This is a genomic window from Ruegeria sp. BHSC223, from assembly GCF_059613025.1.
On the sequence record NZ_JBXWRR010000010.1, the window covers coordinates 46,705 to 60,568 of the forward strand.

10 protein-coding genes are annotated in these 13,864 nt (G+C 63.4%); 8 read left to right on the top strand and 2 right to left on the bottom strand.

Features of this window, described 5'->3' with window-relative positions; all coding sequences use genetic code 11:
• Positions 1-98: 98 nt before the first annotated feature.
• The 5 genes from AC2FNY_RS15080 (at position 99) to eda (ending at position 8,316) form a co-directional block, all read left to right on the top strand.
• Positions 99-1,337 carry an aspartate kinase gene (locus AC2FNY_RS15080; protein ID WP_496802951.1) on the top strand — a complete coding sequence of 413 codons (1,239 nt, stop codon included), beginning with the start codon at positions 99-101 and terminating at the stop codon, positions 1,335-1,337.
• Between the two features lie 47 nt (positions 1,338-1,384).
• On the top strand, positions 1,385-3,628 hold the full coding sequence (gene ptsP / locus AC2FNY_RS15085) for a phosphoenolpyruvate--protein phosphotransferase (protein WP_234139649.1): 2,244 nt from the start codon (positions 1,385-1,387) through the stop codon (positions 3,626-3,628).
• Positions 3,629-4,420: 792 nt separating this feature from the next.
• Complete coding sequence (gene zwf, locus AC2FNY_RS15090) at positions 4,421-5,872, top strand: glucose-6-phosphate dehydrogenase (RefSeq protein WP_234139650.1); 1,452 nt, start codon at positions 4,421-4,423, stop codon at positions 5,870-5,872.
• 2 nt (positions 5,873-5,874) lie between these two features.
• Positions 5,875-7,680, top strand: coding sequence for a phosphogluconate dehydratase (gene edd / locus AC2FNY_RS15095; protein ID WP_496802952.1), 1,806 nt, complete (start codon positions 5,875-5,877; stop codon positions 7,678-7,680).
• Between the two features lie 3 nt (positions 7,681-7,683).
• A complete protein-coding gene (gene eda, locus AC2FNY_RS15100) occupies positions 7,684-8,316 on the top strand; it encodes a bifunctional 4-hydroxy-2-oxoglutarate aldolase/2-dehydro-3-deoxy-phosphogluconate aldolase (RefSeq protein WP_234165922.1) in 633 nt (210 codons plus the stop codon).
• 22 nt (positions 8,317-8,338) lie between these two features.
• Here the strand turns inward: eda and AC2FNY_RS15105 are convergent, their stop codons facing one another.
• Entirely contained in the window at positions 8,339-9,151 is an 813-nt protein-coding gene (locus AC2FNY_RS15105) for an alpha/beta fold hydrolase (protein WP_496802953.1), read from the bottom strand.
• A 50-nt stretch (positions 9,152-9,201) separates the two neighbouring features.
• Between AC2FNY_RS15105 and AC2FNY_RS15110 the strand changes: the two genes are divergently transcribed.
• Complete coding sequence (locus tag AC2FNY_RS15110; RefSeq protein ID WP_496802954.1) at positions 9,202-9,516, top strand: ArsR/SmtB family transcription factor; 315 nt, start codon at positions 9,202-9,204, stop codon at positions 9,514-9,516.
• Between the two features lie 93 nt (positions 9,517-9,609).
• Here the strand turns inward: AC2FNY_RS15110 and AC2FNY_RS15115 are convergent, their stop codons facing one another.
• Positions 9,610-11,466 (bottom strand): ABC transporter ATP-binding protein, encoded by a 1,857-nt coding sequence (locus AC2FNY_RS15115; protein ID WP_496802955.1) that lies wholly within the window; start codon positions 11,464-11,466, stop codon positions 9,610-9,612.
• A gap of 157 nt (positions 11,467-11,623) precedes the next feature.
• On the opposite strand from AC2FNY_RS15115, the gene speB reads away from it, so the two are divergent.
• Positions 11,624-12,601: an agmatinase gene (gene speB / locus AC2FNY_RS15120; protein ID WP_234216843.1), complete on the top strand. Its 978-nt coding sequence runs from the start codon at positions 11,624-11,626 to the stop codon at positions 12,599-12,601.
• A 52-nt stretch (positions 12,602-12,653) separates the two neighbouring features.
• Positions 12,654-13,862, top strand: a complete 1,209-nt coding sequence (locus AC2FNY_RS15125; protein WP_496802956.1) for a pyridoxal-phosphate-dependent aminotransferase family protein — start codon at positions 12,654-12,656, stop codon at positions 13,860-13,862.
• Positions 13,863-13,864: the final 2 nt, after the last annotated feature.

A 13,864-nucleotide genomic window follows, 5' to 3' on the forward strand; every position in this document is an offset into this window, starting at 1 on the left:
CGTCAAATCGGTACGGCCCCAATGCCCTCTTGCTCTTGTACCCCCCCTCGCATAAGAGGCTCGGGACATTTTTCCACAGGCGCGGAGACCTAGCCCCCATGCCAACGCTCGTGATGAAATTCGGCGGCACTTCGGTCGCCAATCTCGACCGTATCCGCCGCGCGGCCAAGCGCGTGGGCGTCGAAGTGGCCAAGGGCTATGACGTGATCGTCATCGTCTCGGCCATGGCCGGCAAGACCAATGAACTGGTGGGCTGGGTCAACGAGACCTCGCCGCTGTTCGATGCGCGGGAATATGATGCGGTTGTGTCGTCGGGCGAGAATATCACCGCCGGCCTGATGGCGCTGACGCTGCAAGAGATGGATATCCCCGCGCGCAGCTGGCAGGGCTGGCAGGTGCCGCTGATGACCAACAGCGCGCACAGCCAGGCCCGGATCGAAGATATCCCGCCGCACAATATCAACCAGAAATTCGCCGAAGGCATGAAGGTTGCGGTGGTCGCCGGGTTCCAGGGCGTCAGCCCCGAGGGCCGCATCACCACGCTGGGCCGGGGCGGGTCGGACACCACCGCCGTTGCCTTTGCCGCCGCCTTCGAGGCCGAGCGCTGCGACATCTATACCGATGTGGATGGCGTCTATACCACCGACCCGCGCATCTGCACCAAGGCGCGCAAGCTGGAAAAGATTTCGTTCGAGGAAATGCTCGAACTGGCCTCGCTGGGGGCCAAGGTGCTGCAAACCCGCTCGGTCGAACTGGCCATGCGGTACAAGGTCAAACTGCGTGTCCTCTCCAGTTTCGAGGAACAATCCGACACCGCCGGTACGCTGGTTGTCGATGAGGAGGAAATCATGGAATCCAATGTAGTCTCCGGCGTCGCCTATTCCCGCGACGAGGCCAAGATGACCGTTGTCTCGGTCCAGGACCGTCCCGGCGTTGCGGCCACCATCTTCAATGCGCTCAGCGAGGGCGGCGTGAACGTCGACATGATCGTGCAGAACGTGTCCGAGGAAGGCATCACCGACATGACCTTCTCGTGCCCCACCGACCAGGTGTCGCGCGCCGAAAAGGCGATGAACGCGGTCAAGGAAGCCGGGGAGCTGGAATTCGAGGACCTGCTGGTCGATTATGACGTCTGCAAGGTCTCGGTCGTCGGCATCGGCATGCGCAGCCAGTCGGGCGTGGCCGCCAAGATGTTCAAGATACTCTCGGATGAGGGGATCAACATCAAGGTGATTACAACCTCTGAGATCAAGATTTCCGTGTTGATCGACCGGAAATACATGGAACTTGCCGTGCAGGCGCTGCATGATGCGTTTGAACTGGACAAGGCGGCCTGATCCAAGCGGGGCCGGGCGCGCCTGATCCTGCAACGGCGCGAGGACCCATGGCGGACGGAACCGAAAGCGAATCCCGCAAGCTGCTGGGGCGGCTACGCGAGGCGATGGCGACGGACGAGGCCGGTCAGGCCCGTCTGGACCGGATCACGCATCTGATCGCCGACAGCATGGGGACCGAGGTCTGCTCGATCTACCTGTTCCGCGATGTCGACACGCTGGAACTGTGCGCCACCGAGGGGTTGAAGCCCGAGTCGGTGCACCAGACCCGGATGCGGTTGGGCGAGGGGCTGGTCGGCCGCGTCGCCAAGTCCGGCAAGGTGGTCAACACGCCCGATGCGCCCTCGGCCAAGGGATTCCGCTACATGCCCGAGACAGGGGAGGAACGCTATTCCTCTTTCCTGGGCATCCCCGTGCAGCGGCTTGGCGAAAAGCTGGGTGTTCTGGTGGTGCAGTCGCGCGACGCACGCGAGTTTTCCGCCGACGAGGTCTATGCGCTGGAAGTGGTGGCCATGGTGCTGGCCGAGATGGCCGAGTTGGGCGCCTTTGTCGGCGAGGGCGCGGCGCTGTCGCCGCTGCATCAGAAATCTGCCATGTTCCGGGGCGGCACCGGGCAGGAAGGCGCGGCCGAGGGCCATGTCTGGCTGCACGAGCCACGCGTGGTGATCACCAACCCGATCGCCGACGATCCCCATCGCGAGATGGAGCGCCTGAACGAGGCTGTGGACGAGTTGCGCGTCGGCGTCGACAAGATGCTGGAGATGTCGCAGAACGGCGACAAGGAACAGTTGCAGGTTCTCGAGGCCTACAGGATGTTCGCCAATTCCAAAGGCTGGATGCGCCGGATGGAAGAGGATATCGCCCGCGGCCTCAGCGCCGAGGCGGCAGTGGAAAAGGAACAGTCTCTGGCCCGCGCCCGCATGGGGCAGGTACAGGATTCCTATCTGCGCGAGCGTCTGGCCGACCTCGATGACCTGTCGAACCGCCTGCTGCGCATCCTGACCGGTCAGGGCAAGCAGACCGGCGCCGAACTGCCGCCCGATCCGATTCTGGTGGCACGCAATATCGGGCCCGGCGACCTGCTGGAATATGGCCGCTCGCTCAAGGGGATCGTGCTGGAGGAAGGCTCGGTCGGCAGTCATGCGGCCATCGTTGCGCGGGCACTGGCGATACCGCTGGTCGTGCATGCCGAGCGGATCACCACCGAGGCACTGAACGGCGATCAGATCCTGGTCGATGGCGATCAGGGGGTGGTGCACCTGCGTCCCGAGGAGAGTGTGGTCAGTGCCTTTCGCGACAAGATCGCGATGCAGGCGGATGCACAGGCGCGCTATGCCTCGATCCGGGAAACCCCCGCCATCACAAAGGACGGACAGCATATCAATCTGGTGATGAATGCGGGGCTGATGGCGGATCTGCCCTCGCTCGAAAGTTCGGGTGCCGAAGGGGTGGGGTTGTTTCGGACCGAACTGCAATTTCTGGTACGCAACCAGATGCCGAAACGATCGGAACTGGTGGCGCTCTACTCGCGCGTTCTGGACGCGGCCAAGGGCAAGCGGGTCGTGTTCCGCACCCTCGATATCGGGTCGGACAAGGTGCTGCCCTATATGAAGCCCACGGACGAGCCGAACCCGGCGCTGGGCTGGCGCGCTATCCGGGTGGGGCTGGACAAGCCCGGAGTGATGCGCATGCAGTTGCAGGCGCTGATCCGGGCCGCAAATGGCCGTGCGCTCAGCATCATGTTCCCCTTTGTCGCCCAGGCCGAGGAGTATCACGCCGCGCGCGCCGAGGTGGACAAGACCATCGCCCGCGAAAAGGTTCTGGGCCATCCGCTGCCCGAGACGCTGGAAATCGGCGCCATGCTCGAGACGCCGTCGCTGGCCTTTGCGCCGCAGAAGTTCTTTGACGATGTCGGATTTCTCTCGATCGGTGGCAACGATCTGAAACAGTTCTTCTTTGCCGCCGACCGCGAGAACGAACGCGTGCGCCGGCGCTATGACACGCTCAACAGCAGCTTTCTCAGCCTGATCGAACGGATTGTCGAGCGGTGCGGCATCTCTGGAACGCCGCTCAGCTTTTGCGGTGAGGATGCCGGACGACCGATCGAGGCGATCTGTCTGGCGGCTATGGGTATCCGCACCTTGTCGATGCGCCCCGCTTCAATTGGACCCGTCAAGAGCTTGCTTTTGCGTACGGATCTGGGTGAGCTGCGCAAGATCATCACGGATGCCCGCCACCGTGGTGTTCAGTCCGTGCGTCCTGCGGTGATGGACTGGCTTAGCCAGAATCCTTGATCTTCCCCGATACCGGATCTCTGACAGTGCCCGTACGGGCCCGGTGCTATTTGTCTGTTGTTTTCAGCAAATCTTTGCTGGTCCTGGGCCGGATCGAGTAGCGGTTTGGGTCAATTGAGAGCGAGAGCTGTGGATAAATTCACCAGCGTTTTGCCGTAAATAATTGATGTTTCTTGATTCATTTCATCGAATTTCAGGAAGATTTTGCCCTAGAATATTCTATTTTTGATAACAAGCGTTTTGTGCATCAATTTCATCCACAACTGCTGTGCAGACAGGAAATCCGCTGTACGATATGCTTTGACGTATCTCCGCAGGTCGTTTTCTGGCAGCAAGCCTCGTTCACCTTACTCTTGGTGGCACGGATATCAGGTGCAATGCGATTTCTCCATTGAATCCGTGCGTAGTGGTCTCAAATGCTGAACCGCTACATAAGTATTCATGTCTAACCATTTATAATAAAGTCAACTTTCGATATCACCCACAGAGTTTTCCACAGCCGAAAGCAGGAGCTTAATGGGCCTGAAAAACCTGTTTTCATATAGGTTATTTCGTCTGATGGTGAGCAGTCGTGTCACAGATATCCACAATCGTTTCTCGTCGTGCTCGTCGCCGCTTGCTGAGGGTGGACTGGATCAGGGCCGCTACAGAAAACTGTTTTATGTCAGGATGGGCTTGATATTTTGCAGGGTATCCGTAAAGAGGACGGCAAATTGTTAGCGTTAACATTTGTGATGTCCCGTCCCGGAGCCCGGCGTGGATACGCAAAAGAGCCGTTGCAAAGGAGACAGCATGGTATCCCGTGTCATTCCGGTCAGTGCCTTCGATCTGGTTCTGTTCGGGGCTACCGGCGATCTTGCTCGCCGCAAGATCTTGCCAGCGCTCTTTCATCGCTACGAAGTGGGACAGATGCCCGAGGAGGCGCGGATCATCGGTTCGGCCCGCACCGAGCTGACGACCGAGGCCTTTCGCGCCGAGGTGCGTCAGGCGATCGAGGAATTTACCCCGGACACCCCGACCCGCACCGAGGTGCTCGGACGGTTCCTGCAAAAGCTCGACTATGTGGCGGTGGATGCGCTCGGCGAGGATGGCTGGCAGGCGCTTGCAGCCATGTTGCGCGCGGATGCGGTGCGGGCCTTCTACCTTTCGGTCGGGCCGTCCCTGTTTGCCGGCATCGCACGGCAGCTTGAGAGCCACGGCATGGCCACGCCCGAGGCGCGGATCGTGGTCGAAAAGCCCTTTGGCCGCGATCTGGAAACCGCGCGCGCCCTGAATGCGGGTCTGAGGGTCTGTTTCGAGGAACACCAGATCTATCGGATCGACCACTATCTGGGTAAGGAAACGGTGCAGAACCTGATGGCGCTGCGCTTTGCCAACTCGCTGTTCGAACCCCTCTGGAACGCGACCCATATCGACCATGTGCAGATCACGGTCGCCGAAAGCATCGGCGTCGAGGGGCGAGAGGCCTATTACGACCAGTCCGGCGCCATGCGGGATATGGTTCAGAACCATCTGGTGCAGCTCCTTTGTCTGACCGCGATGGAGCCGCCATCGAAATTCACCCCCAACGCGGTGCGCGACGAAAAAGTCAAGGTGATCGAGGCGCTTGACCCGGTTCCGCCCGGCGACATCGCCCGGGGGCAATACCGCGCCGACGAGGGCGGCGATGGCTATCTGGACCATGTGGGCGATCCCCAGAGCCGCACCGAGAGTTTCATTGCGCTCAGGGTTCATGTGGCCAACTGGCGTTGGGCCGGGGTGCCGTTCTATCTGCGCACCGGCAAGAAGCTGCGGGCGCGGGTTTCGGAAATCGTGGTGCAGTTCCGCGATCCGCCACATTCGATCTTTCCCAATGTGGGGCCGATCCACGGCAACAAGCTGATCATCCGGTTGCAACCGGATGAGGGCATCACCCTGCGCACCACGATCAAGGATCCGGGGCCGGGCGGCTTCCGGCTGGCCGAGGTGCCGCTGGACATGAGCTTTGCCGAGGCGCTGGGCGGCGATACCCGGCCACAGGACGCCTATGAGCGTTTGGTGATGGACGTGATCCGGGGTGACCAGACCCTGTTCATGCGCGGTGACGAGGCCGAGGCCGCCTGGGCCTGGGTTGATCCGATCATCGCCGAATGGGAAAGAAACCGCGACCGGCCCTATCCTTATGATCAGGGCAGTTCGGGTCCGGAAGAGGCGCTGATGCTGCTGCATCGCGACGGCCGCCGCTGGCGGCAGATCGGAGGATGACCATGGTACATGCGACCATAGCCGAGGTGACGGCCCGGATCGTGGCGCGCAGCGCCGAAACGCGCGGGCCTTATCTGGCCCGGATCGACGCGGCCCGCGACCAGGGCCCGGCGCGGGCGCATCTCAGCTGTTCGGGACAGGCGCATGCCTATGCCGGGGCGGGGGAGGATCAACAGGCGTTGGCCACCGGCTCGGCCGGGCATCTGGGCATCGTCACCAGCTATAACGACATGCTGTCGGCGCATCAGCCGTTCGAGCGCTATCCGGATGTGCTGCGCCAGGCCGCCCGCTCTGTCGGCGGCACCGCGCAGGTGGCGGGCGGGGTTCCGGCCATGTGCGATGGCGTCACCCAGGGCGCACCGGGAATGGAACTGTCGCTGTTCTCGCGCGACGTGATTGCCATGGCGGCGGGTGTTGCGCTCAGCCACAACACCTTTGACGCGGCTGTGTTTCTGGGCGTCTGCGACAAGATCGTGCCGGGGCTGGTGATCGCGGCGCAGAGCTTTGGCCACCTGCCGGCGGTCTTTGTGCCTGCGGGGCCGATGACCAGCGGTCTGCCCAATGATGAAAAGGCCAAGGTGCGGCAGCGCTTTGCAAAGGGTGAGGTGGGCCATGCCGAGCTGATGGCTGCCGAGATGGCCGCCTATCACGGGCCGGGCACCTGCACCTTTTACGGCACCGCCAACACCAACCAGATGCTGATGGAGTTCATGGGGTTGCACCTGCCGGGCGCCAGTTTCGTGCCGCCGAACACCGGCCTGCGCGAGGCGCTGACCGCCGAGGCGGCGCGGCGGTCACTCAGCCTTTCGGCGTTGGGCAACACCTATACCCCGGTGGCGCATGTGCTGGATGAACGCGCCTATGTGAACGGCATTGTCGGGCTGATGGCGACCGGTGGCTCGACCAACCTGCTCATTCATTTGGTTGCCATGGCGCGGGCGGGGGGTATCCTGCTTGACTGGCAGGACTTTGCCGAGATCTCGGCGGTGGTGCCGCTGATCGCACGGGTCTATCCTAACGGGTTGGCCGACGTGAACCATTTCCACGCGGCGGGCGGGCTGGGCTATACCATCCGCACCCTGCTCGAGGCCGGTTTCCTGCATCCCGACACGCTGACGGTGGCGGGCCGGGGGCTCGAGCGCTATACACAGGAGCCCAAGCTGCGGGATGGGGTGCTCGGTTGGGAGGCCGGAACGCAAACGAGCCTGAACGACAAGATACTGCGCCCGGCCTCGGACCCGTTTCAGGCGACCGGTGGGCTGTCGCGCCTTTCGGGGTCGCTGGGAACGGCGGTGATGAAGGTCTCGGCCGTGGCGCCGGAACATCGGGTGGTCGAGGCGCCGGTGCGCGTCTTTCACGACCAGGACGAGGTCAAGGCCGCTTTCAAGTCCGGTCAGCTGACCGGCGACATGGTGGTGGTGGTCCGCTTTCAGGGACCCAAGGCCAACGGCATGCCCGAGCTGCACTCGCTGACACCGATCCTGTCGATCCTGCAAGGGCGCGGGCAAAAGGTGGCGCTGGTCACCGATGGGCGCATGTCGGGCGCTTCGGGCAAGGTTCCGGCCGCAATCCACGTTGTGCCCGAAGCGCTGGAGGGGGGTCCCATCGCGCGGCTGCGCGATGGCGACTTGTTGCGGGTCGATGCCGAGGCGGGCGTGCTTGATATCCTGACCGAGGGTGTACTGGCACGCGACCCGGTCACGGCAGACCTGTCCGGCAACCAGTTCGGCACCGGCCGCGACCTGTTTGCCGCCTTCCGTGCGGCGGTCGGTTCGGCAGATACTGGCGCCAGCGTATTTGGAGGTTAGCGCATGACATCCCGAGAGACCCGCGCCATCTGCGAGATGGCGCCCATCGTTCCGGTTCTGGTGATCGACGATGCCGCCCATGCGCGCCCGCTCGCCGAGGCGTTGGTCGCCGGAGGTCTGCCCGCACTGGAAGTGACGCTGCGCACTCCGGCAGCGCTCGAGGCGATCCGCATCATGGCCCAGGTGCCCGGCGGCGTGGTCGGCGCCGGCACGCTGGTCACGCCCGAGGACGTGCGCGCGGCCAAGGCCGCTGGCGCCCGGTTCGGCGTATCGCCCGGCGCGACCGACAGACTGCTGGCCGCCTGCGAGGCGGAGGGCCTGCCGCTCTTGCCGGGTGCCGCCACCGCCAGCGAGGCGATGCGGCTGTTGGAACGGGGCTATGACATGCTCAAGTTCTTTCCGGCCGAGGCCTCGGGCGGGGCACCCGCGCTCAAGGCGATCGGGGCGCCCCTGCCGCAGATCGGGTTCTGCCCCACCGGCGGCGTGTCGCCGCAGAATGCCGAGAGCTATCTGAGCCTGCCCAACGTGGTCTGTGCCGGTGGCAGCTGGGTGGCGCCCAAGAACATGGTGGCGGCGGGCGACTGGGCCGGGATCGAGGCCCTGGCCCGTGCCGCAGCAGCGCTGGGCCGGGGATAGAGGGGGCCGGGATCGTCCAGGGTCAGGTGATCTGCTTCAGGACGGCGGCAACGATCGCTTCGGGGCAATCCTCCTGAACCAGATGCCCGGCATCGGGGATGGGAGTGCAGGCATTCCCTGAGATCAAAGCCGCCAGCTCCATGCCTTTGTCGCAGGGGATCCAGGCATCGCGCTCTCCCCACAGGACGGTGACAGGGCAATCCATCTGACGGTACAGCCCTTGAACCTCGTCGGTGTATCTCTGATCCATCTGGGCGATCTGGCGATAGAAGGCCGGTTGCCCGACCGGGCCAGTCCAGGGCGCTGCATAGATATCCATTGCCTCTGGCGACAGCGGCCGGTGCGCGGCGGTCTGCAAATAGGCGCGCAGCAGCGCCTGATGCATATAATCGGGCATTCCCGCAAATGCGGTCTCGTGCTGCCGCACGTGCTGCACGAAGGGCGACCCCCAGGGGGCAAGTGCAACAGCGTCGAAGATCGTCAGCGACTTGAAGCGCAGACCATCGAGGAAGGAGCCACGCAATGCCGTTGCGCCGCCAAAATCGTGGGCCAGAACATCGGGGCGGTCCAGGTCCCATTCCCGGAACAGGCCGGCCAGGACCCTGTTCTGAACCGCCAGCGATACATCCTGCCCTTCACGCATTTCGGACTGACCATAACCGGCCAGATCAAAATAATAGACCGTCCTATGGTGCGTCAGGTAAGGCACGATCCTGCGCCAGACTTGCGAGGAAAACGGTGTGCCGTGGATGGCAACCAACGGAGGGCCGTTCCCGGTCTTTCCCCAGCGAATAGCGGCGCCTTCGATGATCGACATATGGGGAAGATCCAGCATGACCATATCTCACATTTACATTTAGCTAACTAACTATATGATTGGAAGCCATGGACAGGTCAATTCAAATCAGGGCCATGGCCAGCGGGCCGCGACTGAAGGTTTTGCAGCTACTGGCGGAACCGCAGCGGCATTTTGCGGATCAATGGTCGGCGGATCCGGCAGAGTTCGGGGTGTGCATGACGATGATCGCCAAGGCGCTCGACATTGCGCAGCCAACGGCCAGCAGGCACCTGGACCTGCTGAAACAGGCAGGTTTCATAACGGTGCGGAGGCACCTGAAATGGTCCTATTGCAAGCGGGACGAGGCAGCGATCCGGGAGTATCTGGATTGGCTCGCAGCAGAACTCGCAGCAAGGCGCTAGAGCGGTGAGGACGTAAGTCGGGGGCTCTGCCCCCGTCGCGCGGGCGCGACTCCCCCGAGGTATTTTCGAACAGAAGAAATGCGAAGCGCGCAATCAGCCCAGAATGCGGGACATGAGGCGACGGTACCAGCCGGAGCTGCGCTGCGTCTCGTCGGTGCTGGGCCGTTGCTGGGCGGCGGCGCCGATCGGGTCCACCAACTCCTTGCCGCCTTCGAATTGCAGACGATAGAGATCGGCATAGATGCCGCCGCGCGCCAGCAGGTCTTCGTGACTGCCCTCGTCCACAACTTCGCCACGCTCCATCACCACGATCTTGTCGGCGTTGCGGATGGTGGAGAGACGGTGCGCGATAACGAGCGTGGTGCGTCCGCCCGAGAGCTGATCCAGCGCCGCCTGCACCACTTTTTCCGATTGCGCATCGAGCGCCGAGGTCGCCTCGTCCAGCAGCAGGATCGGCGTGTCGCGCAACAGGGCGCGGGCGATCACCACCCGTTGCCGCTGCCCTCCGGACAAGGCCGAGCCGCGTGGCCCCACCAGCGTGTCGAGCCCGTGTTCCAGTTTGGGCAGGAAATCCGAGACATGGGCGGCATCCAGCACCTCTTGCAGCCGCGCCTCGCTGACGTCGGTACGCCCCAGCAGGATATTCTCGCGCAGGGTTTCGTCGAACAAGAGCGCCTCTTGCGTGACCACTGAAAAGAGGCTGCGCAGCTTTTCCAGAGACATGTCGCCAACCGCCACATCGCCCACTGTGACCCTGCCCGATTGCGGATCGACCAGCCGGGTGAGCAGGTTGAAGATGGTCGATTTGCCCGCCCCCGATGCACCCACCAATGCGGTGGTCTTGCCCGCCTCGGCGTCGAGTGACAGGTTGCGCAGCACCTGCGCATCACCATAGGAGAGCGACACATCCTGAAGACGGATCGTGGGCAATCCCGAGGGCGCGGCCACCGGTTTCGGCGGCGACAACAACAGGATGGGCGCGTCGAGCAGGTCCTTGATCCGCTCCAGCGCCGCCGCCGCCGCCTGCCAGGTGCCCGAGATCGAAGCCAGCCGCCGCATCGGGTCAAAGCTGAGCCCGATGGCGGTGAAGAAGCTCATGAACTGGCCGACGCTTTTTTCCCCGGCGATGATCTCGGCCCCGCCGTAAAGCAGCACGCCCATGAAGCCGAGACCGGCCATGACGTCCACGAGCCCGGTGATCGAGGCGGTGCCGAAAGACGCGCGCACCTCGGAGCGGACATAGGTCTTCATATGGCCATCGAACCGGTCGAGCTGATAGCGCTCCAGCGCGTTCAGCTTGATCGGCACGATGCCGTGGAAAATCTCGTCCAGCCGGGTTGCCAGCGTCGCGCCCTGATCGCGGGCCAGCGCGGCCTTTTTGCGGACATAGCGCTGTGCCATGGCAATGGGCAGAAAGGCGATCGGAACGCCCACCAGCATGACCAGCGTCCAGATCAGGTCGACATTGACCGCCACCCCGATCAGAACCACCAGCGAGACCAGATCCTTGCCCGCGCCGGTGATGATCACCTGCCAGACCTGGTTGACCGAGCCCACATCCACCTGCACCCGCTGGATCAGAAAGCCGGGCGGATGGGTCTGGTGAAAAGCGGTATCCTGCCGGATCAGCCGTTTGAGCAGGTCGAACCGCAGATGCGCGGCGGTTTCCTGCGAGATGCGCGCCAGCAGCACCTTTTGCCCGACGCTGGCCAGGCCCCGCAGCGAGAAGATCACCAGAAAGGCGAGGCTGACCCAGACCAGCGCATCGCCGTTGCCGTTGACGAAAATCTCGTCGAACATCGGCTGCATCATATAGCTGATCGCGCCGACCATCGAGCCTTCGAGCAGCATGAACAGAAAGGCGAGGCCCAAAAGGCCCATCCGGCTTTTCAGATAGTTCTGCCAGAGCCAGCCCACCAGCTCGCGCGACGACATCGGTTTTGCGCTCATGGTTGGGCCTTTGGTCGGGGGAGGGGGGACAGATCGCGTGTCATGGTCGGCCCATTTAAGCAGGAGACCGCCGTGGCGCAAGCATTGCGCCGCTTGACCCGGCGGCGCATCCGGGCAGGGTGTTGGTCAAAGAGGTTGATCCGGGAAAGGACTAAGGATGGCAGAGACAGGGTTTCAACCGGTTTCGGGATTCGATTTGCCAAGGTTCGCGGGTATCGCCAGTTTCATGCGTTTGCCGATGATCGGTCTGGACGATCCACGCCTGCCACAGGTCGATATTGGCCTGATCGGCCTGCCCTGGGATGCCGGAACCACCAACCGCCCCGGCCCGCGCCACGGACCACGGCAGGTGCGTGACATGTCCACCATGATCCGCGCGCAACACGGGGTCAGCGGTGTGCGCCCGTTCGAAACGGTCAACTGTGCTGATCTGGGCGACGTGCCGCCCAACCCGGCTGACCTGTCGGATGCTATGGACCGGATTACCAAGGCGGTGACGCGCGTGCACAAGGCGGGTATCCTGCCTGTCTGTGTCGGCGGCGACCACCTGTGCACCCTGCCGGTCTTGCGGGCACTGGCGGCTGACGCGCCTCTGGGGCTGATCCATTTCGACAGCCACACTGACCTCTTTCATTCCTATTTCGGCGGCTCGATGTATACCCATGGAACACCGTTCCGCCGCGCTGTCGAAGAGGGGCTGCTGGACCCGGCCCGGATGATCCAGATCGGCATTCGCGGCACCGCCTACGATTCGGAGGATCGCGCGTTTGCCGCCGAGCAAGGCATACGAATAGTCACCATCGAGGAGCTTTTCGATCGCGGTCTCAAGGATGTGATGGCCGAGGCGCGGCAGATCGCCGGCACCGGTCCGACCTATGTCAGTTATGATATCGATTTCGTCGACCCGGCCTATGCCCCTGGGACCGGCACGCCAGAGGTTGGCGGGCCAAACGCCTTTCAGGCCTTGCAGGTTGTTCGGGAACTCGCGGGTGTGAACATCGCGGGTGCCGATCTGGTCGAGGTGTCGCCGCCCTTTGATGGCAGCGGCGGAACCGCCTTCCTGGCGGCGTCGATCCTGTTCGAGATGCTCTGCATAATCGCCCCGGCGCTGGCTGCGTCGCGCCGGGTGGATTGACGCCAAGCAACCGCTGGCTAGGGTGTGCCCAACGCACACAAGAGGCATGGACATGACCGGCAATATCTCTCTTGCGCAGGGGCGCGAGTATCTGGCGATACCGGGGCCCTCGGTGATGCCCGATGCTGTGCTGCGCGCCATGCATCGCGCCGCGCCCAATATCTATGCCGGCGAACTGGTCGAGATGATGCCGGGGCTGATGGCCGATCTGCGCCGGGTGGTGCAAACCGAACACCACGCGGCCATATACATCTGCAACGGCCACGGCGCCTGGGAGGCGGCCCTGTCAAACGTGATCGCGCCGGGCGAGGTGGTGCTGGTTCCTGCTTCGGGACGGTTCTCTCATGGCTGGGCCGAGATGGCCGAGGGGCTGGGCGCCGAATGCCAGATCATCGACTTTGGCAAATCCGCGCCTTGGGATCTGGGCCGGATCGCCGAGGCGCTGAAGGCCGATACCGCGCACCGGATCAAGGCGGTGCTGGCGGTGCACGTGGATACCTCGAGTTCGATCCGCAATGACATCGCCGGGCTGCGGGCGGTTCTGGACGAGGTGGGGCATCCGGCGCTTCTGATGGCCGATTGCATCGCGTCGCTGGGGTGCGACGTGTTCGAAATGGATGGCTGGGGCGTTGATGTGACCGTGACCGCCAGCCAGAAGGGTCTGATGGTGCCGCCGGGGCTTGGTTTTGTTTTCTTTAGCGAAAAGGCGGCCGAGAAGCGGGCATCCATGCCGCGTGTATCGCGCTACTGGGACTGGGTGCCGCGCGCCAACCCAGCCGAATTCTACCAGCATTTCGGTGGTACTGCGCCGACCCATCACCTGTATGGGTTGCGCACGGCGCTCGACATGATCCATGCCGAGGGGATCGAACAGGTCTGGGCCCGTCATGCGGTGCTGGCGCGGGCGGTCTGGGCTGCCTGCACGGTTTGGGCCGAGGGCGGCGATCTGGTGATGAATGTTGCCGACCCGGCTTATCGCAGTCATGCGGTGACTGCCTTGAGACTGGACAGCGGCAAGGGCGCGGCGCTGCGGGAATGGACAGAGGTCAATCTGGGCCTGACGCTGGGCATCGGGTTGGGCATGGCCCCGCCGGGTGATCCGGGTTATGGCAAGTTCTTTCGCCTTGGCCATATGGGGCATTTGAACGGGCAGATGGTCATGGGACTTCTCGGCGGGATCGAGGCCGGATTGCAGGCGTTGGACGTTCCGCGCGGCGCCGGAGCGCTGGAGGCGGCGGCTCAGGTCCTTGCCGGGGGCTAAGC

Coding starts and splice junctions, on each gene's coding strand:
- AC2FNY_RS15080 (WP_496802951.1), top strand. CDS start 99: ATGCCAACGCTCGTGATGAAATTCGGCGGCACTTCGGTCGCCAATCTC.
- ptsP (WP_234139649.1), top strand. CDS start 1,385: ATGGCGGACGGAACCGAAAGCGAATCCCGCAAGCTGCTGGGGCGGCTA.
- zwf (WP_234139650.1), top strand. CDS start 4,421: ATGGTATCCCGTGTCATTCCGGTCAGTGCCTTCGATCTGGTTCTGTTC.
- edd (WP_496802952.1), top strand. CDS start 5,875: ATGGTACATGCGACCATAGCCGAGGTGACGGCCCGGATCGTGGCGCGC.
- eda (WP_234165922.1), top strand. CDS start 7,684: ATGACATCCCGAGAGACCCGCGCCATCTGCGAGATGGCGCCCATCGTT.
- AC2FNY_RS15105 (WP_496802953.1), bottom strand. CDS start 9,151: ATGCTGGATCTTCCCCATATGTCGATCATCGAAGGCGCCGCTATTCGC.
- AC2FNY_RS15110 (WP_496802954.1), top strand. CDS start 9,202: ATGGACAGGTCAATTCAAATCAGGGCCATGGCCAGCGGGCCGCGACTG.
- AC2FNY_RS15115 (WP_496802955.1), bottom strand. CDS start 11,466: ATGAGCGCAAAACCGATGTCGTCGCGCGAGCTGGTGGGCTGGCTCTGG.
- speB (WP_234216843.1), top strand. CDS start 11,624: ATGGCAGAGACAGGGTTTCAACCGGTTTCGGGATTCGATTTGCCAAGG.
- AC2FNY_RS15125 (WP_496802956.1), top strand. CDS start 12,654: ATGACCGGCAATATCTCTCTTGCGCAGGGGCGCGAGTATCTGGCGATA.